The organism is Kitasatospora sp. cg17-2 (assembly GCF_054031055.1).
This window is the reverse complement of sequence record NZ_CM132923.1, coordinates 3,020,109-3,040,965: the sequence shown is the minus strand read 5'-3', so window position 1 is coordinate 3,040,965 and position 20,857 is coordinate 3,020,109. Positions and strand designations below refer to the sequence as shown.

The 20,857-nt window shown below is 73.7% G+C and carries 15 protein-coding genes and 2 pseudogenes; 9 read left to right on the top strand and 8 right to left on the bottom strand.

What is annotated here, in order from left to right; genetic code table 11:
- The first annotated feature begins 28 nt into the window (after positions 1-28).
- Positions 29-1,603 carry an alpha/beta hydrolase gene (locus tag ACW14Y_RS12300; RefSeq protein ID WP_456988142.1) on the top strand — a complete coding sequence of 525 codons (1,575 nt, stop codon included), beginning with the start codon at positions 29-31 and terminating at the stop codon, positions 1,601-1,603.
- A 77-nt stretch (positions 1,604-1,680) separates the two neighbouring features.
- Here the strand turns inward: ACW14Y_RS12300 and ACW14Y_RS12295 are convergent, their stop codons facing one another.
- Entirely contained in the window at positions 1,681-4,182 is a 2,502-nt protein-coding gene (locus ACW14Y_RS12295) for an ArnT family glycosyltransferase (protein ID WP_456986753.1), read from the bottom strand.
- Positions 4,183-4,396: 214 nt separating this feature from the next.
- Positions 4,397-5,521, bottom strand: coding sequence for an alpha/beta hydrolase (locus ACW14Y_RS12290; protein ID WP_380440488.1), 1,125 nt, complete (start codon positions 5,519-5,521; stop codon positions 4,397-4,399).
- 150 nt (positions 5,522-5,671) lie between these two features.
- On the opposite strand from ACW14Y_RS12290, the gene ACW14Y_RS12285 reads away from it, so the two are divergent.
- The 3 genes from ACW14Y_RS12285 (at position 5,672) to ACW14Y_RS12275 (ending at position 9,085) form a co-directional block, all read left to right on the top strand.
- Positions 5,672-6,679, top strand: coding sequence for a hypothetical protein (locus tag ACW14Y_RS12285; RefSeq protein WP_380388685.1), 1,008 nt, complete (start codon positions 5,672-5,674; stop codon positions 6,677-6,679).
- A gap of 160 nt (positions 6,680-6,839) precedes the next feature.
- Complete coding sequence (locus tag ACW14Y_RS12280; protein ID WP_456986752.1) at positions 6,840-8,111, top strand: serine hydrolase domain-containing protein; 1,272 nt, start codon at positions 6,840-6,842, stop codon at positions 8,109-8,111.
- 164 nt (positions 8,112-8,275) lie between these two features.
- On the top strand, positions 8,276-9,085 hold the full coding sequence (locus ACW14Y_RS12275; RefSeq protein ID WP_380388688.1) for a hypothetical protein: 810 nt from the start codon (positions 8,276-8,278) through the stop codon (positions 9,083-9,085).
- A 49-nt stretch (positions 9,086-9,134) separates the two neighbouring features.
- Here ACW14Y_RS12275 and ACW14Y_RS12270 read toward each other — a convergent pair whose 3' ends face one another.
- The gene (locus ACW14Y_RS12270) at positions 9,135-9,701 is read right to left on the bottom strand and encodes a Uma2 family endonuclease (protein WP_375910538.1); all 567 of its coding nucleotides are present in this window, start codon (positions 9,699-9,701) and stop codon (positions 9,135-9,137) included.
- A 312-nt stretch (positions 9,702-10,013) separates the two neighbouring features.
- On the opposite strand from ACW14Y_RS12270, the pseudogene ACW14Y_RS12265 reads away from it, so the two are divergent.
- Together ACW14Y_RS12265 and ACW14Y_RS12260 are read left to right on the top strand one after the other, a co-directional pair.
- A pseudogene (locus ACW14Y_RS12265) lies at positions 10,014-10,631 on the top strand (trypsin-like peptidase domain-containing protein); the annotation flags it as partial.
- Between the two features lie 210 nt (positions 10,632-10,841).
- Positions 10,842-11,564, top strand: a pseudogene (locus ACW14Y_RS12260) (putative Ig domain-containing protein); the annotation flags it as partial.
- A 90-nt stretch (positions 11,565-11,654) separates the two neighbouring features.
- Here the strand turns inward: ACW14Y_RS12260 and ACW14Y_RS12255 are convergent.
- From ACW14Y_RS12255 to ACW14Y_RS12240, 4 genes are all read right to left on the bottom strand, one after another.
- Positions 11,655-12,530 carry a ribosome-inactivating family protein gene (locus ACW14Y_RS12255; protein WP_402725182.1) on the bottom strand — a complete coding sequence of 292 codons (876 nt, stop codon included), beginning with the start codon at positions 12,528-12,530 and terminating at the stop codon, positions 11,655-11,657.
- A gap of 45 nt (positions 12,531-12,575) precedes the next feature.
- Positions 12,576-13,490 (bottom strand): aegerolysin family protein, encoded by a 915-nt coding sequence (locus ACW14Y_RS12250; RefSeq protein ID WP_456986751.1) that lies wholly within the window; start codon positions 13,488-13,490, stop codon positions 12,576-12,578.
- Between the two features lie 95 nt (positions 13,491-13,585).
- Complete coding sequence (locus tag ACW14Y_RS12245; protein WP_456986750.1) at positions 13,586-13,828, bottom strand: hypothetical protein; 243 nt, start codon at positions 13,826-13,828, stop codon at positions 13,586-13,588.
- Positions 13,829-14,035: 207 nt separating this feature from the next.
- A complete protein-coding gene (locus ACW14Y_RS12240) occupies positions 14,036-14,374 on the bottom strand; it encodes a hypothetical protein (RefSeq protein ID WP_456986749.1) in 339 nt (112 codons plus the stop codon).
- Between the two features lie 163 nt (positions 14,375-14,537).
- On the opposite strand from ACW14Y_RS12240, the gene ACW14Y_RS12235 reads away from it, so the two are divergent.
- On the top strand, positions 14,538-15,917 hold the full coding sequence (locus ACW14Y_RS12235; RefSeq protein ID WP_456986748.1) for a LuxR C-terminal-related transcriptional regulator: 1,380 nt from the start codon (positions 14,538-14,540) through the stop codon (positions 15,915-15,917).
- A gap of 135 nt (positions 15,918-16,052) precedes the next feature.
- Here ACW14Y_RS12235 and ACW14Y_RS12230 read toward each other — a convergent pair whose 3' ends face one another.
- Positions 16,053-17,213, bottom strand: a complete 1,161-nt coding sequence (locus ACW14Y_RS12230) for a serine hydrolase domain-containing protein (RefSeq protein ID WP_456986747.1) — start codon at positions 17,211-17,213, stop codon at positions 16,053-16,055.
- A 263-nt stretch (positions 17,214-17,476) separates the two neighbouring features.
- On the opposite strand from ACW14Y_RS12230, the gene ACW14Y_RS12225 reads away from it, so the two are divergent.
- Complete coding sequence (locus tag ACW14Y_RS12225) at positions 17,477-19,159, top strand: protein kinase domain-containing protein (RefSeq protein ID WP_456986746.1); 1,683 nt, start codon at positions 17,477-17,479, stop codon at positions 19,157-19,159.
- A complete protein-coding gene (locus ACW14Y_RS12220) occupies positions 19,156-20,844 on the top strand; it encodes a serine/threonine-protein kinase (protein WP_456986745.1) in 1,689 nt (562 codons plus the stop codon). The genes ACW14Y_RS12225 and ACW14Y_RS12220 overlap by 4 nt, the downstream gene beginning before the upstream one ends.
- Positions 20,845-20,857 lie beyond the last annotated feature (13 nt).

The window sequence follows — 20,857 nt, the reverse complement described above, 5'->3', positions numbered from 1 at the left end:
CGGGTGATATTCGTGTGCGGTGGACTCCATGACGACCCGGCTCTCGCGACGTGCCCTGCCCGCCGTCGCCGCGGCGGTGCTGCTGACGGCCTGTACCGGCGGGGGCGGCTCCACCGGTGCGGGCGCCCCCGGCGCGGCGGGCTTCGCGGCCACCGAGGCCGCGCAGTCGGCACCGGATCCGGCACTCCGGTCGTTCTACGGCCAGAAGCTCGCCTGGGCGGCCTGCAAGGACGCCCCGAGGACCGAGGGGGTCGACCCGGCGTCGGTGCGGTGCGCGACCCTCAAGGTGCCGCTGGACTACGCCGATCCGTCCGGTGCCACCCTCGACGTGGGGGTGGCCCGGGTCGGTGCCGCCAAGCCCGCGCAGCGGGCCGGTTCGCTCGTGATCAACCCGGGCGGGCCGGGCAACAGCGGTGTCGACGCCGTCCTCGGCGGCCAGCGCGACTACGACGGTCCGCTGCGCGACCACTACGACATCGTCGGCTTCGACCCCCGGGCCACCGGCCGCACCGCCCCTGTCAACTGCCTGGACGACAGGACCCGGGACGGCTGGATCACCACCGACACCCCCGGGCCGGAGCGCGGCAAGCTGCTCGCGGACGCCTGCGCGGCCAAGTACGGCAAGCTGCTGGAGCACGTCGGCACCCGCGACACCGCACGCGACATGGACGTGCTGCGCGCAGCGCTCGGCGACCGCAGGCTCACCTACCTCGGCCTGTCCTACGGCACCTACCTGGGCAGCGTCTACGCCGAGGAGTTCCCCGACCGGGTCGGCCGGCTGGTGCTGGACGGCGCGATCGACCCGGCCAAGCCGATCGCCGAGACCAACATCGAGCAGTACGCGGGCTTCGACCGCTCGTTGCGGCTTTTCGCCGCCCACTGTGCCCGGCAGCCGCAGTGCCCGTTCGGCAAGGACCAGGACAAGGCGGCCGGCCGGGCCGCCGACTTCCTGGACGGGCTGAAGCGGAAGCCGCTCACCACCGAGGACGGACGGACCCTCACCTCCGCCGCCGCCTGGGCGGGCGTGATGGACGCCCTCTACGGCGACGAGGGCGGCTGGGACGGCCTGGCCGCCGCCATCGGCCGGGCCATGAACCTGGGCGACGGCGACTACCTGCTCGCCTACGCCGACTCCTACAACAAGCGTGGCGACGAAGGCCGTTACGGCGCCGCCGCCGACGCCTACACGGCGATCTACTGCGCCGACGGGGCCACCGACGTCCCGACCGGGGACGCGCTGCGGGACGCCTACGCCCGGATGGCCGCCAGGGCCCCGCTGATCAGCCGGCACGAGCCGGCGGCGACGCTGTTCGACCCGGACTGCCGCAGCTGGCCGTTCCGTTCGCCGGAGAAGGCGCACCCGATCGCCTCGAAGGCCGCGACGCCGATCCTGGTGGTCGGCTCCACCGGCGACGCGGCGACCTCCTACGCCAACGCCCAGCAGCTCACCGCCCAGTTGGGCAACGCGGTGCTGCTCACCCGCGACGGCGAGGGACACACCGGCTACGGGCACAGCGCCTGCGTCCGGGACGCGGTGGGCGCCTACCTGGTCGACGGCACAATGCCGGCCGCCGGGACGCGCTGCGCGAGCGACCGGGGGTAGGGCCGCGAACCCGACGGCGGGGCGCACCGTGGTGGGGACCACGGTGCGCCCCGCCGTCGTGCGTTCGGGCCGGCCGGTCAGGAGGTGGGCGGCTGGGTCAGGTCGTAGAAGGTCGACCCGCCGACCGTGCGGGCGGTGTAGTGGCTCGCCACCCATTCCTCGATCCGGGCGGTCTGGGACTGCGAGGACTCGCCGCCGGGGCCGTTCGCGCCGTTCACCGTGTTCGCCCCGGCCGTCTCCCCGCCGCCGAAGCCGCGCGAGCCGCCGCCGACGAACCAGTGCACCTTGCCGTCCCGCACGTACTGCTGGAAGCCTTCCAGGCTGAGCGACGGGTCGCTGCTGTTGAAGCCGCCGAGGGCCATCACCGGGACGCCGGAGGCGAGTTGGTAGCTGGCGGCGTTCTGCGAACCGGAGGTCGCGGCGGCCCAGCGGTAGCGGTCGGCGTCCTGCGCCAGCAGGGCGGCCGCCTCGTCGCTCACCTTGGCGCCGTTCAGCAGCCCGTTCATCCCGCCGGGGCCGCCCTGGCCGCCGGGTCCGCCGAAGACGGCGTACGGGCCCTGGCCCTGGGCGCCGTTGCCGTTGCCGTTCGGGACCCGGCCGGTGCCCCGGCCGCCGTCCTGCTGCGGGAAGCCGGGGACGCCCTGGCCGCCGCCCTGACCGTCGCCCTGGCCGCCGTCCTGCTGGGGCGTCACCGTCCTGCCGTTGAGCCACAGCGCGGGCCCGCCGCCCGCACCGCGTCCCCGCATGCCGCCGGGGCCGAAGCCGCCCGCCACCGAGGGCCCGGCCAGCACGATCGAGCCCTGGTGCGGGGTGCCGACCGTCTCCAGCGCGTACGCCGCCGGACCGCCCAGCGCCGCCGCCGCGCCCACCAGGCCCGCCACGGCGGTCACCCGTCCGGTGATCCGCCGCGCCCCGGCCCGTCCGTCGACCGGAGCACCGGACGCGGCCTCGACGCCGGTTGCCGAAGCACCGGACGCGAGCCGCGCCGCCAGCGGGCCGGCCACCAGCAGCGCCACCGCCGCGAGCAGCCCACCGGCCAGCACCGCCGGACGCAGCCACGGCTGGAAGTCGGAGCTCCGCCCGAGCAGCACGTACGCCCACACCGCCGTCACGGCGAGCGTCGCCGCCAGCACCGCCGCGTACGGCAGCCGGTGCCGGGCCCGCCACAGCCCGTCCACGCCCATGCCGACCAGTGCGGCGACCGCCGGGGCCAGCGCCACCGTGTAGTACTGGTGGAAGATCCCGGACATGAAGCTGAAGGTCAGCGCGGTGCAGAGGAGCCAGCCGCCCCAGACCAGGAAGGCCGCGCGCGCGGTGTCCGTCCGGGCGTACCGCCGGGTCGCCCAGAGGCCGAGCACCAGCAGGATCAGCGCGGCGGGCAGCAGCCAGGCGATCTGCCCGCCGATGTCGCCGTCGAACAGCCGGGTGAGGCCGGTCTCGCCCCAGCCGCCGCCGCCGCGGCCGCCGCCCGGCCCTCCGGCGGGAGCGAAGACGGGACCGTTGCCGGCGACCGCCTCGGCCCCGGCCGGGAGACGGCCCCGGCCGCCGCCGCCGACGCTGCCGGTCTCGTTGCCGTTGAGCCGCCCCAGGCCGTTGTAGCCGAAGGTGAGGGAGAGGAAGCTGTTGTCCTGCGAGCCGCCGATGTACGGGCGCGCCGACGCCGGCACCAGTTCGACGACCGCGACCCACCAGCCGCCCGCGACCACCATCGCCAGTCCGCCGGCCAGCAGCTGCCGCACCCGCCGCCACAGTCCGGTCGGCGCCACCACCAGGTAGACCAGCACGAAGGCGGGCAGCACCAGGAACGCCTGGAGGGTCTTGGTGAGGAAGGCCAGACCGAGCATCACCCCGGTGAACACCAGCCACCGGGTGCCCGCCGCCTCGATCGCCCGCACCAGCCCGTAGGCGGCCAGGGTGAGCAGCAGGACCAGCAGCGCGTCCGGGTTGTTGAAGCGGAACATCAGCGCCGCGACCGGGGTCAGCGCGAAGGCGAGGCCGGCCAGCAGTCCGGCGAGCGGCGAGAAGCGCCGGCGCACCGTCGCGTACAGGGCGGCGACCGTGCCGACGGCCATCAGCGCCTGCGGGGCCAGCACCGACCAGGAGGAGAGTCCGAAGACCCGGGCCGAGAGCGCCATCGGCCACAGGGCCAGCGGGGGCTTGTCGACGGTGATGAAGTTCCCGGCGTCCGAGGAGCCGTAGAAGAAGGCCTTCCAGCTCCGGCTGCCGGCCTGGGCGGCGGCGGAGTAGAAGGAGTTGGCCCAGCCGGAGGCGGACAGGCCCCAGAGGTAGAGCACGGCGGTGGCGGCCAGCAGGGCGAGCAGCGAGGGCCGGACCCAGCGCGGGTCCTCCGGGCGTCCCCGCCAGGAGCGGGCCGGCAGGGTGCGCAGCCGTCCGGTCCAGGAGGCCGGGCCCTTGGGGCCGGTGGCCGGCAGCGGGAACTCCGGGAACAGCGGCGGGTGGGCGGTCCGCCCGGGTGCCGCCCCCTCCGGCGCGGAGCCGGGCGGCAGCAGCGGGGGCGGGAAGTCCCCGGCCTCCGGCCAGGGCTCGCCGGCCGGCGGGGTGAGGCTGGTCGTGGTCATGGGCGCTACGTTCGGGCGCCCGGCTGAGAGAACGGTGAGACGCGGGTATGAGCCGTCTGTGATCCTCGTCGTCCCTGGTCGGAGGGCCGGTGCCGTTGCGCCGACCGGGGCGCCGTTGCGCCGACCGGGGCGCCGTTGCGCCGACCGGGGTACCACCGCGCCGGCCGGGACGCCGTCAGGCCGAGCGGGCGCCGCTGCGCCGCCCGGGACGCCGTCAGGCCTGCTGGGGCATCGTCAGGTGCTTGCCGAGCCACTCCAGCGCGGGCGGGATCTCCCGGGTCCAGGTGTGGAAGTTGTGGCCGCCGGTGTCGAGGGTGATGGTGGACAGCTTGGTCGGCGCCTTGAACGCGCCCACCATCGCCTGGGTGCCCTCGTAGTTGTTCTCGTCGTAGCTGGTGGCGAGCAGCAGCGCGACCGGTTCGGCGGGCTTGTTCCGCAGCCGCCAGACCAGGTCGTTCTCCTGCTTCAGCCGGTCGTTGCCCGCGAACAGGTCGCCGGTGGTCTCGTCGATCGGAGCGGTGTAGTAGCCGGAGAGCGAGATCGCGGACCGGTACGCGTCCGGCTTGCGCAGCGCGAACTTGAGGGCGCAGTAGCCGCCGGTGGAGTTGCCGATCACGGCGCGGTTGGCCGGGTCGGTGCCGATCCGGTAGCCGGCGGACAGCGCCTTGGGCAGGTCGCTGGTGAAGAAGGTCTCGACCTGCGGACCGCCGGGGACGTCCATGCACTCGGTGTCGCGGTTGCCGACGAGCGTCGGGCGCATCAGCACCAGGACGGTCGGCGGCAGCTTCTTCTCCTCGATGGCGGTGAGGGCGGAGGCCGGGTACTGCATCAGCGTGATGAGCTTCTCCGCCGAGCCCGGGTACCCGGCCAGGACCAGGGCCATCGGGAACTTGCTCTGCGCGTACTCGGGCTGGAAGTACTGCGGCGGGAGGTAGACGAAGGCGTCGCTGCTCAGACCGCTCTGCGGGCCGCGGACCGAGACCTCCTGGATCACCCCGGAGCGGTCGCGGGCCGAGCCCTGCGCCGAGTACATGCTCTTCTCCCCGGTGACGGAGAGGGCGGCGGCCGCGTTCGGCTGGTGGTCGACCACGGTGCCGGGCTTGCCGTTGGTGCCGAGCAGGTCGCTCCAGGAGCTGTAGAAGCCGAAGTAGCCGTTGGCGATCAGCCCCATCGCGACGAGCACCGCGAGCTGGGTGGCGAGGAAGGCGCCGATCCGCCCCGTCCAGGCCTTCCACCCGTGTCCGCCGAACTTCGGCCAGAGCCACATCGTGGCGGCGAAGACGCCGACCGCGAGCACGGCGGCGACGATCTGGAGCGGGAGTCCTGTGAGGCTGAGCACCCGTCGATCGTAGTTGACCCGTGCGGCCCCACCGCGCGCCCCTTTATACGCCCCATATACGCTTCGACGCGCTGCAAGTGCGCCCTGTTGACCGCCTCTTGTCGGGTCGGGATCATGTCGGCGGGGACGAGCAGACTGCACGGAGCGTGCATGAGAGAGCACCGAGAGAACATCCGGGGGAACGCCATGAGGTCCTTCATCAAGGTCGGCGCGGCGGTCGGCACCGCCATGCTGCTGGCTGCCTGCTCCGGGGGCAGCGACGGCGGATCGGGCAGCGGCGGCAGCAGTTCGGCGGCGTCCAGCCCGTCGGACGGCTTCAGCGCGCTGCCCGCGCCGACCTACACACCGACACCCACGCCCACGCCGACGCCCACGCCGTACGGGCCGGTGCTGGCCGGCTACGTCGACCCGGTCGGCGCCGCACTCGGCAAGATCAACCCGGCGGCCGACCTGGCCGGCTTCATGGCCAGTCTCCAGGAGGCGGCCGGCGCCGCGAACTCCGCGAGCAGCGGTCTCGGGCTGAGCACCACCCCGGTCGCCGTCGGCACGACCAAGCGCCAACTGGTGACGGCGCTCACGCAGCTCGCCACCGATCTGACCAAGATCCGGACCGACATCAAGGCGAAGACCTTCTGCACCACCGGCTCCGCCTTCGCCCAGGTCGGCCTCTCGGAGGGCCTCAAGGCCATCCCCGGCGCCCTCGCCGAGATGACCGCCGCCGGTTACACCACCAACTTCGCCGTCCCGCAGACCCCGCAGCAGCAGACCCGGAGCCTGGACAACGGCGCCTTCGTCACCAAGGGCAAGCTGCGCGGCGAGGGCGAGCTGAACATCGACAACGCGGAGGGCACCACCGACTCCGTCGTCACGCTCTCCAAGACCGGCAAGGCCGTCCACTCGCTGTACGTCGGCAAGGGGAAGAAGGCCTCGATCAAGGGCATCGAGGACGGCACGTACGACGTGTTCTTCTCCGACGGCATCGACTGGGACCCGTCGCTGAAGATGTTCACCCAGGACTGCAGCTACACCAAGTTCGACGAGACGCTGGCCTTCGAGACCGGCAAGACCTACTCGATCTGGTCGATCACGCTGACCGCCAAGGTCGGCGGCAACGCGAAGACCAGTGACGTGGACGAGCAGAACTTCCCGCAGCCGTAACGTCCCCGTCCGCCCGGGACCCGCGCGCCGGGTCCTGGGCGGACGGGTACCGGCGCCGGGTCCCGGGCTCGCGGGCCCCGGGCGGCCCCACGGGTGACGTTCGCGCGGGTCGACGGCCGCCGGGCAGGGCGGGCGGGAGCGCCCTGCCGATACTGCGGGCATGAGACCCTCCCGCAGGGGCGCCGTGCTGCGCCTCGCCACCGTCACCGCCGTCTCCGCGCTCCTCGCCCTGGGCGTCCCGGCCACCACCGCCGGTGGCGCGACCGGGACCGGGCCCGGGGCCGCCGCGACCACCGGGGGCGGTGCGGGCCCCGAGCACGGTCGGCCCTGCGTCGGCACCCCGACGCCCACCGGCGGCCCGGCGCTCGACGTGCTGGAGGTCGCCGAGCGGGCCAAGGCCGAACTGGGCCTCGCCTCGGTGATCGTGAAGGTCACCGCCGACGGCCGCGAACTCCTCACCACCGCGCTCGGCGAGTCGATGACCGGCGTCCCGGCCCGGCCCGACATGCACTTCCGCAACGGCAACATCGCGATCAGCTACCTGGGGACGGCCCTGCTGCGCCTGGTCGACGAGGGCGTCGTCGGCCTCGACGAGCCCGTCGCGCGCTGGCTGCCCGACCTCCCGCGCGGCGACCGGACCACCCTGCGGATGCTCGGCGCCTCGACCAGCGGCCTGGTCGACTACGTCACCACCCCCGGCTTCGGCGAGACCGTCTACGCGGACCCGTTCCGGCAGTGGACGCCCGAGGAACTCGTCGGCATCTCGACCCGTCAGGACCCCTGGTACCGGCCGGGCGAGAGCTGGAGCTACTCGCACGCCAACTTCGTGCTGCTCGGCGCCGCGCTGGAGCGGATCACCGGGACCCGGCTGGACCACCTGCTCCAGCAGAAGGTGCTGGGCCCGCTCGGTCTGCACGGGACGGCGAACAGCTTCACGCCCGACATCCCGACACCGGTCCTGCACGCCTTCACCTCGGACCGGGGCCGGTACGAGGAGTCCACCTTCTGGAACCCCTCCTGGACCACCGCCCCCGGTGCGGTGCAGACCACCGACATCTGCGACCTGGCGCGCTCGGCCGTCGGTGTCGGCTCGGGCGAACTGCTCTCCCCGGCCGGCTACCGCGAACTGCTGGACCCGGGGACGGTGGGCCTCGGCGGGGGGATCGGGAAGTGCCCGGACACGGTCTGCATCCCGCAGACCGAGGCCACCCACTACGGGATGGGCGTGCTGGTGCTGGGCGACTGGATCTCCCAGCACCCGCTGTTCTTCGGCTACTCCGCCTCGCAGGACTACCTGCCGTGCGAGCACCTGGCGATCGCGGTCTCCACCACCGACGGCCCGGCCGCGGCCGGCGGGCACAGTGCCCACACCATCGCCCGGCGCATCGCCGCGGTGCTGGCCCCGGAGCACCCGATCCCCGACTTCGGCTGAGCCTGCGGCCCGTCCCCCGGTGCCCGTCCGGCCCGCCCTCCGGTGCCCGCCCGCCGGGCCCCCGCTGCCCGAACGTATCGGGGGCGCGGGGCCGGTGGGGGGGCGAGGCCCCGGCCGCCGTCCGCTCCCGGTCAATTGTCAGTGGCCCATGCCACACTCCCGTCATGGCACCAGAACCGCTCGCCGCCCTCACCTTCGCCGCCTGGCGCAGACTCGACCTCGCCGCCGCCACCCGGATCGCCGCCCAGGCCGCCGCCGGCGCGGGCGGGCGGCTGGAGCGGGTCGAGACGGTCGAGCACCTGGGGGCGCCACTGCACCGGGTGCTGGTCGAGCGGGGCGGGCGGATGTTCGCGCTGATACCGGGCGGCCGGGTCACCGTCGGCTTCGACGCGGCGTCCTGGCGGCCGTCCGCCGAACTCCTCGCCGGCTACCGGGAGGAGAGCGTCGACCAGGGCTTCGGCGACGCGGACCTGCACGCCCACCTGGCCCGGGTGCTCAGCCCGCGCCGGACGGTCACCGTGCCGACCCTGCTCATGGCCGTCGAGGACGAGCCGATCGAGGAGGAGCCCGCCGACATGCCGGCCCTCCTCGCCCGCGAGGGCCTCCGGCTGCCGACGCCCGACGAGTGGGAGCACGCCTGCGGCGCCGGTGCCCGCACCCTGTTCCGCTGGGGCGACGAGTGCCCGCTCGACCGCATCCCGTACGGCGACGACACCGGCCCGCACGCCGGCCCGAACGCCTTCGGCCTGCTCATCGCGCACGACACCTACCGCTCCGAGATCACCGCCGAGCCCGGCCTGATCCACGGCGGCGACGGCGGCGAGTCCGTCTGCGGCGGCTACGGCACCTTCCTGTCCTGGCTCCCGCTCGCCACGGCCAACCGCCACCCCGACCTCGCGGCCTACGTCTACGGCGAGGAGGGCGAGGACCTCGTCGACTGCCTCTCCACCCGCCCGGTCCTCGACCTGCGCTGACCCCCGCCGCGGCAAGGGCGATCAGGCCGCCCGGGGGGTCTCGGTGCCGTCAGAACTCGGTCGTGTCCAGCACGACGTCCAGCGGCTCCGGCAGCCGTACCTCCACCCCGAACGGGTGCGGCCCCTCGACGAGCGTGTACCCGAGCTGTCCCGGTTGGGAGAACAGCGTGCACGTCCGCTCCTGGCGGTCCACCAGGAGGAAGACCGGTGCCCCGTACTGCGAGTAGCGGCGCCGCTTCGCCGTCCGGTCCGTCTCCGCGTTGGACGGGGACGTCACCTCGACCACCAGGAGGGTCTGGTCCGGCACCAGGGCCCCTTCGGTCTTGGCCAACCCGGCGGGCACCACGGCGAGGTCCGGGACGTAGAAGTTCTCCGTGCCGGGGAGGTCCAGGTTTCCCGACCCGGCCCGGAGCCCCAGCTCCCGCAGGCGGGGGCCGATCTGCTCCCGGATGAGGTCGACGGCACTCTCGTGGGCCCAGGACGGCGACACCGGTGTGATGACTCCTTCGACGATCTCGACCCGCTCGCCCGCGATGTGCCGGATGGCGTACTTCAGGGCGTGCTCGGGGTTGGGCACCTGGCTGTAGTCACCGGGCCTCGCCTGCGCGGCACTCACGTTGTGCTCCACTCCTCCGCCCTCCCGGCACGGCTGTCCGCCGGGCCGTTCGACAGGCTGTCCGTCGGGCCGCCCGTCGGCCGCCCGCGATCGTGGCCAGCCTAGGGTGAAAGCCCGCTCGCGGTCGGATCATCACGCCGCCCGGCGAACATTCACCCGTTCGTGGAAGGTGGCCGGTTGATGGTGGCTCGGGTGGATTCGTGGGTGTGACTTCTGCCCGATCGGTTGACCGATTGAGGTGACCATGGCACTTTCGTGCGGCGCGGGCGTCCGCAACCGGTCGTACGCCCCGCATCCCCCACAAGGAGAGCCATGCTCAAGAGACTTGCCGCCGCGTCCGCCGCGAGCGCTGTCATCGCCGGGGTCCTCACCTCCGTGGCAGTCGCCCCCGCGCAGGCGGTACAGGCCGGTGACCTGGCGTCCACCATCGCGCTGAGCAACTGCTCGGCCTCGCTGGTGCGTTACCCCTCGTCGGTCGACACCGACCGGGCCCTGATGCTCACCAACGGCCACTGCCTGCCGACCATGCCCCCCGCCGGCCAGGTCATCCAGAACCAGACCGCCAGCCGCAGCGGCACCCTGCTCAACGCCTCCGGCGGCTCGCTCGGCACCGTGCAGGCCGACAAGGTGCTGTACGCGACGATGACCGGCACGGACGTCGCGCTGTACCAGCTCACCGACACCTTCGGGTCGATCACCTCGAAGTTCGGTGCCACCGCGCTGACCATCAACGACACCCACCCGGTCGACGGTTCGGCGATGTACATACCGTCGTCCTACTGGAAGCAGACCTGGAACTGCTCCGTCAACGGCTTCACCGACCTGCGCGAGGACGCCTGGAGCTGGCGCGACTCGATCCGCTACAGCGCCGGCTGCAACACCACGCACGGCACCTCCGGTTCGCCGATCGTCGACGCCGCCACCCGCAAGGTCGTCGGCATCAACAACACCGGCAACGACGACGGCCAGATGTGCACCCTCAACAACCCGTGCGAGGTCGCCGCCGACGGCACCACCACGGTGCACCAGGGCCAGAGTTACGGTCAGGAGACCTACTGGTTCACCACCTGCCTGGGCAACGGTCGGGTCATCGACCTCAACGTCAGCGGCTGCCTGCTGACGAAGCCCGCGGGCAGCGGCTCCGTCTCGGTCGCCAACCCGGGCAACCAGTCGACGGCGGTGGGCGGTGCGGCCAACCTCAAGATCACGGCGAGCGGCGGCTCGACCCCGTACACCTACTCGGCGACGGGCCTGCCGGCCGGTCTGTCGATCAACGCCTCCACCGGTGTCATCAGCGGCACCGCGAGCACCGCGGGCACCTACAACGTCACCGTGACGGCGAAGGACGCGGCCGCCAAGACCGGTAGCACCAGCTTCACCTGGGTGGTCTCCGGCGGCGGTGGCGGCACCTGCACCCCGGCGCAGCTGCTCGGCAACGCGGGCTTCGAGACCGGCACGGCCGCGCCGTGGACCACCTCCAGCGGCGTCGTCGACAACTCCTCCTCGCAGGCCGCGCACGGCGGCAGCTGGAAGGCGTGGCTGAACGGCTACGGCTCCACCCACACCGACAGCCTCGCGCAGACCGTGACCGTGCCGGCCGGCTGCAAGGCGACCCTGAGCTTCTACCTGCACATCGACACCGGCGAGTCCGGCACCACGGCGTACGACAAGCTGACGGTCCAGGCCAACGGCACCACGCTGAAGACCTACTCCAACGCGGACGCGGCCGCGGGCTACCAGCTGCGGACCTTCGACCTGTCCGCCTACGCGGGCCAGTCGGTGACGGTCAAGTTCAACGGCACCGAGGACTCCTCGCTGCAGACCAGCTTCGTGATCGACGACACCTCGATCGCCACCAGCTGACGCCGGCTTCGTGAACCGACGGCGCGGCCCCTCGGAGCGCACTCCGAGGGGCCGCGTCACGGGCGGTGGCCGGTCGCCGCGCGGTGCCGGTCAGTGCATGTTGCTGTTGAGCATCGACATGTACTGGGCGCCGTGGGCGAAGCTGTTCAGGTTGACGGCGCCCAACTGGACCGAGGGCGTGGTGTTGTTGTTGCGGGCCCGGTACATGTAGCCGGAGCCGCGGCCCCAGTCGTTCTCCTCGGCGGCCTCCTGGGCGTCCAGTTGGGCGTTGCCGCCGAGGCCCTGGCGGACCCGGGCCTCGATGTTGCGGAAGCGGGTGGCCTCGGACACCGCGGCGATCGCGACGACGAGGTCGGTGCGGAGGGTGTCGTTGTTGAAGGTCACGTTGGCGGCGTAGTCCCACAGCCGGTTCATCGAGCCGGCCAGGTTGTCCCGGCTGATCGACACCTGACGGGTGCCCTCCGACGCCCGCAGGCTGTGGTCGCCGCCGTAGCGGCCGTTGTAGGGGAGCCGCGTGGCGTTGCGGCCCAGCGCCTGGCCCAGGTCGTAGGGCGAGTCGGCCTCGTTGGCGAACTGGACGACCACGCCGGCGTTGCCGGTGGAGAAGCCGCGCAGGTAGAGGTTGTTGGCCGTGAGGTAGAGGGTGAGCGTCCGCGCGTTGTTGTTGTGCGTGAACTGGACGTTGACGGCGATGACCTCGGTGGTGCGCGGGGTCTCCCAGACGGTGCCCTCGCCGCCGTTGCCGCTGATGATCGGGCCGATGTTGTGGATCGACCGGATCAGCTGGGTGTACGAGCTGCGGAGGGCGTCGGTGCCGCCCCGCAGGTCCCAGGTGATGGTGTGGACCGGGACCTGGAGGATCGAGACCTGGCCGGCGCCGGGCTGCGGCGCGACGGCCTGGGCGGCGGGTGCCACGCCGGCGAGCAGGGGGAGGCAGAGGAGAGCGGCGGTGAGTGTCTTGCGCACGGGGATTCCTTCGGGTTGCGAGGGGGGAGGCGGGGAGGCCGGGGCTCAGTTGACGGTGAAGCTCACTTCGGCGTTCTTGCCGCCGCCGCCGGCGGTGGCGCAGCTGTGGCCGGGCGGGACCTCGCAGCTGTAGCTGTTGGAGCCGGCGAAGGGGTTGTTCCAGCGGAAGGTGACCTTGCCGCCGCCGGAGAGCAGGTACTCGGCGCTGCCCTGGGTGCCGGTGGCGAACCCTTCGGACTCGCTCTGCCAGCGGGCCCGGTCGCCGTTGTTGATGGTCGACGGGGGCAGGCTGTTGCCGGTCCAGATACCGCCGTCCAGGCCGGCGCCGATCCGGCCGAGCAGGGCGCCGGAGTAGTTGTAGACGTTGACCTTGACGCTGCGGACGGGGGTGACGGCAGCGGTCAGGTCGGTGTCGGCGGCGGTCCTCGCCGCGAAGGCGGAGGGGCCGCCGGTCAGGGTGAAGGCCACGTTGGCGTTGTTGCCGCTGCCGCCCGACCAGTCGCACTGGTAGCCCGCGGGGGCGTCGCAGCTGTAGGAGTTGCGGCCGGAGTAGGGGTTGTTCCAGCGGATGGTGACCGTCTTGTTCGAGTCGCTCGCGAAGCGGTAGACGGTGTAGCCCTCGGTGCCGGTGGCGAAGCCGCAGGACTCGCTCTTCCAGGTGGCGGTGACGGTCTTGGCGATCGCGTCCTGCGGCAGGCCGTCGCGGGACCAGCAGCCGTGGGCGAGGCCGGAGTCGGTGCGCTGCAGCTGCTGGAGGGTGCTGTTGCGGAAGGAGACGCCAGTGCTGCGGGCGGCCTCCTGGACGGTGACGGCGCCGGTGGCGGGAGCCGTGACGGTGGTGGGCGCGGGGGCTGCGGGGGCGGCCTGGGCGGCCGGGGCGAGGGCGGACGCGCCGCCGAGGAGGGCGGTGAGGAGGGCGGCCGAGGCGGTCCAGCGGGCCGGGTTGGATATCGTGGGCATGACAAGTGATCCCTTCGAGGAGGGGGAGGAGGGCCTGGAGGGGGAGGGGGTGGCCGGCGGGCGGCCGTGGAGTCAGCGGCGGTTCGGCGCGGTGCTCACTCGACGTACCAGAGGTCGAAGCTGGTGCCGAGGTTGTTCGGGTTGCACTCGAAGCGGCTGTACAGGCCCAGCGCGACGCTGAGCGAACCGGCCTGGTTGCACTGGGCGTAGGTGCCGTAGTGGCCGCCGTAGACGCGGTAGTCGGTCGTCCGGGCGCTCGCGGCGCCGGTGGCGATCGCCACCAGGGCGACGGCGGCCCCCAGGGTGGCGGCCAGTCTGCGGACCGGGATTCCGCGCATGCCGAAGGTCATGGTGTTCCTCTCGTCGAACGGTGCCCGGGGCGTCGTCGGTGCGCGCCCTGGGGCGTGATGTGTGCGCTGCGCGTGATGCGCGTGCTGTGCGTGCTGTGCGCCTGGTGTCGGCGCCGAGACCGGGGTCGGGCCCGCATCCACCCAACCGGCGACGGATGGCACCCGCCGCCCCCTCACCCGGTCTCCCGGGTGGCTCTAGTCGAGCGGCTTGCGGGGGCACCACGAGTCGCCCCAGGCGGTCGTCACGGTGCACTGCCGGTCGGAGTGACCGCCGCCGTTTCCGCCGTTTCCGCCGCGGCCGTCGAGGTCCAGGAGGTCGCCGAGGTCGCCGAGCTTGCCGGGCTTGCCGGCGCCGCCGGGCTTGGCATCGTGGGCGGGCTTGCCGTCGGTGGCGCCGTGGTGGGCGCTGCCGGGAGCGGCGGTGACCGCCGGTCCGGAGCCCGAGTCGGTCGCGAGGGCGGCGGCCGAGCCGCCCCACCACGCGCCGGTCCCCAGCACGACCGCGACCAGTGTCCGCACCACGATTCCGCGCATGACGTCAACTCCCGTGAAATAGCCCTCGGTCCGATGCCGACCGGTCCCCGCCACCCTCTGGAGCGCCGCCCCGGCCGTGGTCATCACCCTGCCAGTCGGCGGATGGTCCGGGCACCGTTCGCCAGGGATCATGAGCCTGCCAGGCACTTTTAGGAGGCATGCGATGGAAGCCGAGACCGAACAGGCGGCCGACGCCGCAGCCACGATTCCCGGCGTCGACAGCGCGGCCGTCACGCTCTACCGCTGGACCGTCGTGCACGGGCGGCTGACCCCGGCCACCCTGGCGCAGGCCGCCGCCGAGACCGGGATCGGCGAGCCGGACTGCCGGCGGGCGCTCGCGGCCCTCACCGAGGCCTGTCTGCTCCAGGCCGTCCCCGCCGCCGCCCGCGCCGACGACGGCCGAGCGGCCGGTACGGGGCCGGCGGGCTCGGGCCCCGCAGGCTCGGGGCCCGTCGGACCGGAGCCCGTCGGCTGGCAGCCGGTGAGCCCCCAGGCCGCCACCGCGCAACTGCTGTCCGACCGCGACACCGCCCTCCGCGCCCAGGAGGAGGCCCTGCGCGCCCAGCGCCGACGCATCCAGCAGGAGCGCGACGGCCTGGCGGCGTTGGTGCCCGTCTACCTCCAGGCGCGTCAGCACGCCTTCCCCCAGGGCACCATCGACCACCTGCCGGACAAGTTCGCCGTCCGCGCGCTGCTCTGCGACGTCATCGACTCCTGCCGCAGCGAGGTCCTGGTCTCCAAGCACGGCGGCTCCTTTCCGCCGGCCGCGCTGCGCGAGGCACTGCCCCGCGACCTGGCCCTGCTCGGCCGGGGCATCCGGATGCGCAGCCTCTACCAGCACGCCACCCGCTTCGACCAGCCGACCCGGCTGCACACGGAGCAGCTCATCGACGCGGGCGCCGAGGTCCGCACCCTGCCCGAGGTACTGCCCCAGATGATCATCGTGGACGGGGCGCTGGCGCTGCTCCCGGCCCGTTCCGGCGGCGCGCTCGTCATCCGGGAACCCGATCTGCTGGCCTACCTGCTGGACGTCTTCGCGCGGGACTGGGAGAACGCCACCCCCTTCGCGACCGGACCGCAGGCCGCGCACGACATCGCCGTGACCGTCAAGCAGAGCATCCTCGTCCTGCTCGCCAAGGGGCTCAAGGACGAGTCGATCGCGCGTCGGCTCGGGATCTCGCTGCGCACCTGCCGTCGGCACGTCTCGGAGATCCTGGAGGGACTCGGGGCGCACAGTCGGTTCCAGGCCGGTGTCTTCGCCGAACGCCGGGGGCTGACCGCCCACCCGGCGCCGGCGCCGAAGCCCTCCCCGGACGCGCCCGCGCCCGCGTGCGCGTCGGAGCCCGCGTGCGCGTCCGAATCCGCGGATCCCGCGGCCGAGGCCCGCTGCCCCGCCTGCGGTACGTCGCTCGCCCAGCAGCAGCGCCCGAACGGCAGGCCGCCCACCTACTGCTCCTCCCGCTGCCGCTCCCGCGCCTACCGCGCCCGGGGCAAGGACCGGGCACCCGGCCCCGTCACGAAACCCGCCGACGTCGTCACGTAACCCGAGCGGCCCGACTCCGGAGGGTCAGGATCGACCGGGGAGGGGGAGTGGCGGTGGCGCAGGAAGTCGCTCCCGCCGACTTCCTGCGCCGCACCTCCCTGCCGCCCTGCTTCCCTGTCTCCCCGCCTTGCGTCCTTACGTCCGGGGCGGGCAGAGCGCCGTGTCCAGGGCGGCCAGCACGGCGTTCGCGGCCGCGTCGGTGGTGGGGGACTCGTTGATGGCGATCGTGGCCTGCCGCCCTCCCGGGGCCATGGCGGTGACGGTGTGGTGGCCGGCCCGGGTGGAGCCGGTGTGGCCGGTCCAGACGCCGCCGCAGGAGAGCGGTTCGGTGATCAGCCCGAGCCCGTAGCGGCCCTCGGCGCCGAGCCGTTCGGGATCGCCCGGCACGGTGGTGCGCATCTCGGCGAGCTGTGCGGCGGGGAGCAGGCGGCCGCCGAGCAGCGCGGCGAGGAAGCGGTTGACGTCGGACGGCGTGGAGATCAGCGCACCGCCCGCGCCGCCGGCCGAGGTGTTCCAGCGGGTGCCGTCGACCCGGACCGGCACGCCGTCGCGCTCGGTGGTGAAGTAGCTGTGCGAGTGGCGGCCGCGGATGTCCTCCGCCATGCCGGGCCAGTAGGTGTCGCGCAGGCGCAGCGGGTCGATGACGCGCCGGGTGACCTCGTCCTCGATCGGGCGCCCGGTGACCTGCTCGACGACGAGGCCCGCGAGCACGTAGTTGGTGGTCGAGTAGTGCCAGCCGGGCCCGGGGTGCGGCAGGCGGAGCGCGGCGTCGACGAGTTCCCGCGGCGCGAACCGGTGGTGCCGCAGCCAGTCGACGTCCGCGTCGGCGAACGCGTCGGCGTGGTCCGGCAGTCCGCCGGTCTGCTGGAGGAGTTGGCGGACCGTGATGGTGCGGCCGTCGTAGCCGCCGCCCCGGACCAGGCCCGGCAGGTGGTCCTCCACCGTGGAGTCCAGTGAGAGGCGTCCCTCGGCCGCGAGCTGGAGCACGACGGTGGCCGTGAACGTCTTGGTGACACTGCCGATCCGCAACCGGTCCTTTGTGCTCGCCGGCCGCCCCGTCCGCACATCGGCCACCCCGCCGGCCCCGGCCCAGGTGCCGCAGGCGGGATCGACGACCTCGACGACGGCGCCGGCCAGGCGGTGTTGGCCGGTCAGGTCGTTCAACGCGCTCTGCAGCGCCTGATGGTTGCCGCAGGCGGGGCGGGCGGGTGCGGCGGCGGCAGCCGTCCCGGTCCCGGACGCGAGCGTGACGGTGACGGTGCAGGCGAGGGCCGCGACTAAGGCGTGTTTCTTCATGCGGCCCAAGCTACGTGCGTGTACGCCCGTTCGGCGGTCGGGCCGTCCCCCGTATCGGAACGGGGGACAACCCCCTTGTGGGAGAGCAGGGTTGGGGGTCCGCCGGTGCACCGGCCCGAGCAACCCGGGCCGCGCTGCTCCCCGTGCGGGCGGGGTCGGGTGGGCCGGGGTGCCGGTGGTGGGCGCATCGGTATGATCCGTCGCAGGCTGGCGGTGGGGGGCATGTCAACGTGGAAGGTCTAGGGCCGTACGGTCCCGCGCAGGTGGGGTCGTTCAGGGTGCTGGCGGTGCTCGGGCAGGGCGGGATGGGCCGGGTGCTGCTGGGGGTCGCGCCGGACGGGCGGGCGGCGGCGGTGAAGCAGGTGCACGCCGAGTTCGCCGGGGACGACGGGTTCCGGGTGCGCTTCCGGCGTGAGGTGGAGGCTTCGCGGCGGGTTTCGGGTGCGTACACGGCGGCCGTGATCGCCGCCGATCCGGAGGCCGGGACGCCCTGGCTGGCCTCGCAGTTCGTGCTGGGTCCGGCGTTGAACGACGCGTTGCGGGCGGTCGGGGCGTTGCCGGAGGAGTCGGCGCGCCGGCTGGCGGCCGGGCTGGCGCAGGCGCTGATCGACGTGCACGGCGCCGGGTTGATCCACCGTGACCTCAAGCCCTCCAACGTGCTGCTGGCCGAGGACGGCGTGCGGGTGATCGACTTCGGGATCGCCCGGGCGGCCGAGGGCCAGGACACCAAGCTGACCCGCACCGGCGCGATGATCGGCTCGCCCGGTTTCATGTCGCCCGAGCAGGTGGAGGGCCGTGAACTGACGCCCGCCAGCGACGTGTTCTCGCTCGGGGCGACGCTCGCGGTGGCCAGTGCCGGTCGTCCCGCCTTCGCCGGCGAGTCGTTGCCGCGGATCCTGTTCGCCGTCCTGCACGCCGAACCGGAGCTGAGCGGGGTCCCGGTGGGCCTGCGGCCGTTGGTCGCGGCGTGCCTGGCGAAGGATCCGGCGGCCCGTCCGACCCCGCACGCGGTGCTCGCGGCGCTGGGGAGGATCGCGCCCGCGGCCCGGCCGTGGCCCGAGGCGGTGCACGGTCTGCTCGCGGTGCAGCGGGCGGAGGTGGACCGGTTGATGGGCGGCGGTGAGCCGTACGTCGTCGCGTCGGTGCCCACGCAGACGGCGCCCCAGCCCGCACCGCAGCCCGCGCCCGTGCTGCCGCTGGCGTCCGCACCGCAACCGGCTGCGCCGCAATCGACCGCACCGCAGTCCGCGCCCGTTCGCCGCCGCCGACGACGCGGCAGGCGGATCGCGCTGGCGGTGGGCGCGACGGTGCTGGCGCTCGCCGGGGTCGCGGGCGGGCTGGTCGCCACCGGGGTGGTGGACCTGGAATCCCTGCGCCCGGAGACGGTGCCCACACCCGGGAACGTCCCGCTCGCGCAGGTCAAGGACACGTACGCGCCGGCGGTGCCGACCTGCGTGGACGCCCGCAGGGTGACGGCACCACCGGAGTTCTCGCTGCCGTGGGGCAATCCCGGGACCTGGGAGTACACGGACACGTACGGGAAGGCCCCGGAGAAGTCCTGCGAGTGGAACTCCCGCAGCGGTGACCAGATCAGCATCGTCTGGGACGTCTTCCCGAGCGTCCCCGGCGGCGTGAGCGGTGCCGTGCGGGCGAAGGAGCACTACGAGGGCCTCTACGTCGGTGGTCACACGCGCGTGGCGGACCCCGGCTATGCCGAGGAGGCGTTCTGGCTTCCGGCGAAGTCTCTCCACGAGGACAACTGCGTGCTCTACGTCCGGGACGTCAACCTGTACGTGTTCCTCGCGGTGAAGGGCACCGCCTACCCGAAGGGCCAGTGCGAGGAGACGACCAGGACGCTCGCCGCGTCGGCGGTGGAGCTGGCGAAGTACGTGACGGCGAACGGCCCGTCCCCGGACATGTCCGCCACCCGACCGGTGTTCAAGTGACCGGCCCCACGGGCGCCTCGGGCCCCTCGATGCGGCCGCGCCGGGAGTCCGATCCGGCCGAGGTCGGCCCGTACCGGGTCCTGGCCGAGCTCGGCCGCGGCGGGATGGGCCGGGTACTGCTGGGCGCGGGCCCGGACGGGCGGCTGGTGGCCGTCAAGCAGGTGCATGAACGGTTCGCCGCCGATGCCGCGTTCCGGGCCAGGTTCCGGCGCGAGGTCGCCGCCTCCCGCCGGGTGTCCGGCGCCTACACGGCGGCCGTGATGGACGCCGACGTGGAGGCGGTGACGCCCTGGCTGGCCTCGGTGTTCGTGGTCGGCCCGTCGCTGGCGGACGCGGTGGAGTCCGGCGGGCCGCTGCCCTCGGACGCCGTGCACGGGCTGGCGGTCGGCCTGGCGACGGCCCTGGAGGAGATCCACCGGGCCGGGCTCATCCACCGCGACCTCAAGCCGGGGAACGTCCTGCTCGCCGAGGACGGCGTGCGGGTGATCGACTTCGGGATCGCCCGCGCGGTCGAGGAGGACGCCGAACTCACCCACACCGGCGGGGTGATCGGCTCGCCCGCGTTCATGTCCCCCGAGCAGGCGGAGGGCCGGGCCCTGACCCCGGCGAGCGACGTGTTCTCGCTCGCCTCCCTGCTGGCGCTGGCCCTGAGCGGACGCAGCCCGTTCGAGGGGGCGTCCGCCCTGCGCACCCTCTACAACCTCGTGCACAGCGAGCCGGACCTCGGCGGTGTCGCGCCGGAGACGCGTCCGTTCCTGGAAGCCTGCCTGGTCAAGGACCCGGCCGCGCGGCCGACCCCGGCCCGGCTGCTCGAACTCCTCGGCCCTGTCGCCCCCGCCGCCCGGCGCTGGCCGGCCGCGGTGCACACGATGATCGCCGCGCAGCAGGCGGAGGTGGACCGGCTGCTGGCCGATCCGGGCCGCACCCTGGTGCTGCGCGCGGTCGCGCCTGCGGCCGTCGGGCCTGTTGTCGCCGCCGTTGTTCAGCCCGAACCGACCGCGCTGCGCACCGTCCTGGACGGTTCGGCCACCGGCTCCGCTGCTGCGGCCGACGTGACGTCGGCGCCGGAACCGGCCCCGCCCCGTCGGCGCCGTCGGCCCACCGCCCTGACGGCCACCGTCGTGCTCGCGCTGGCCGGTCTCGGCGGCGGCGGATACCTGCTGCTGCACGACCCGAACGGCGGGGGAGCGGGTACCGGCCCGGCCGCCGCCGACAAGTACCTGAAGGCGCCGATCTGTTCGGAGGCGGCCCCCCAGCTGCCGCTGCCCGCAGAGCAGCACCGGACGGAGTACGACCGCTACGTCGAACTGACCACCAACGCCGAGACCCTGTGCGCCTGGTACGGCTCGTACCTCGCGGCCGACGGCGCCCGTTACTGGGACGACTCCGCGGCCGCCAGCGTGACCTGGAAGATCCGGCGCACCTCCGGCAGCGACAACGGCACCCGGGTGCAGCGGAAGGACTTTTCCGACTTCGCCGAGGGCAAGCGGAACGCCCCCGGCATCGGCGTGGGGGACGACGCGTTCTGGGACGCGCCCGGCCAGGGCGAGAGCTGCACCCTCGCCGTCCGGGACGGCAACCTCTGGCTCTGGGTGGGCCTGGGCGGGCCGGACCACCCGGCGGAGCGCTGCGAGGCGCAGGCGGCCGAGGTCGCGCGCGCGGCGCTGGCGGCGATGCCGCACTGAGCGCCCGCGGTCG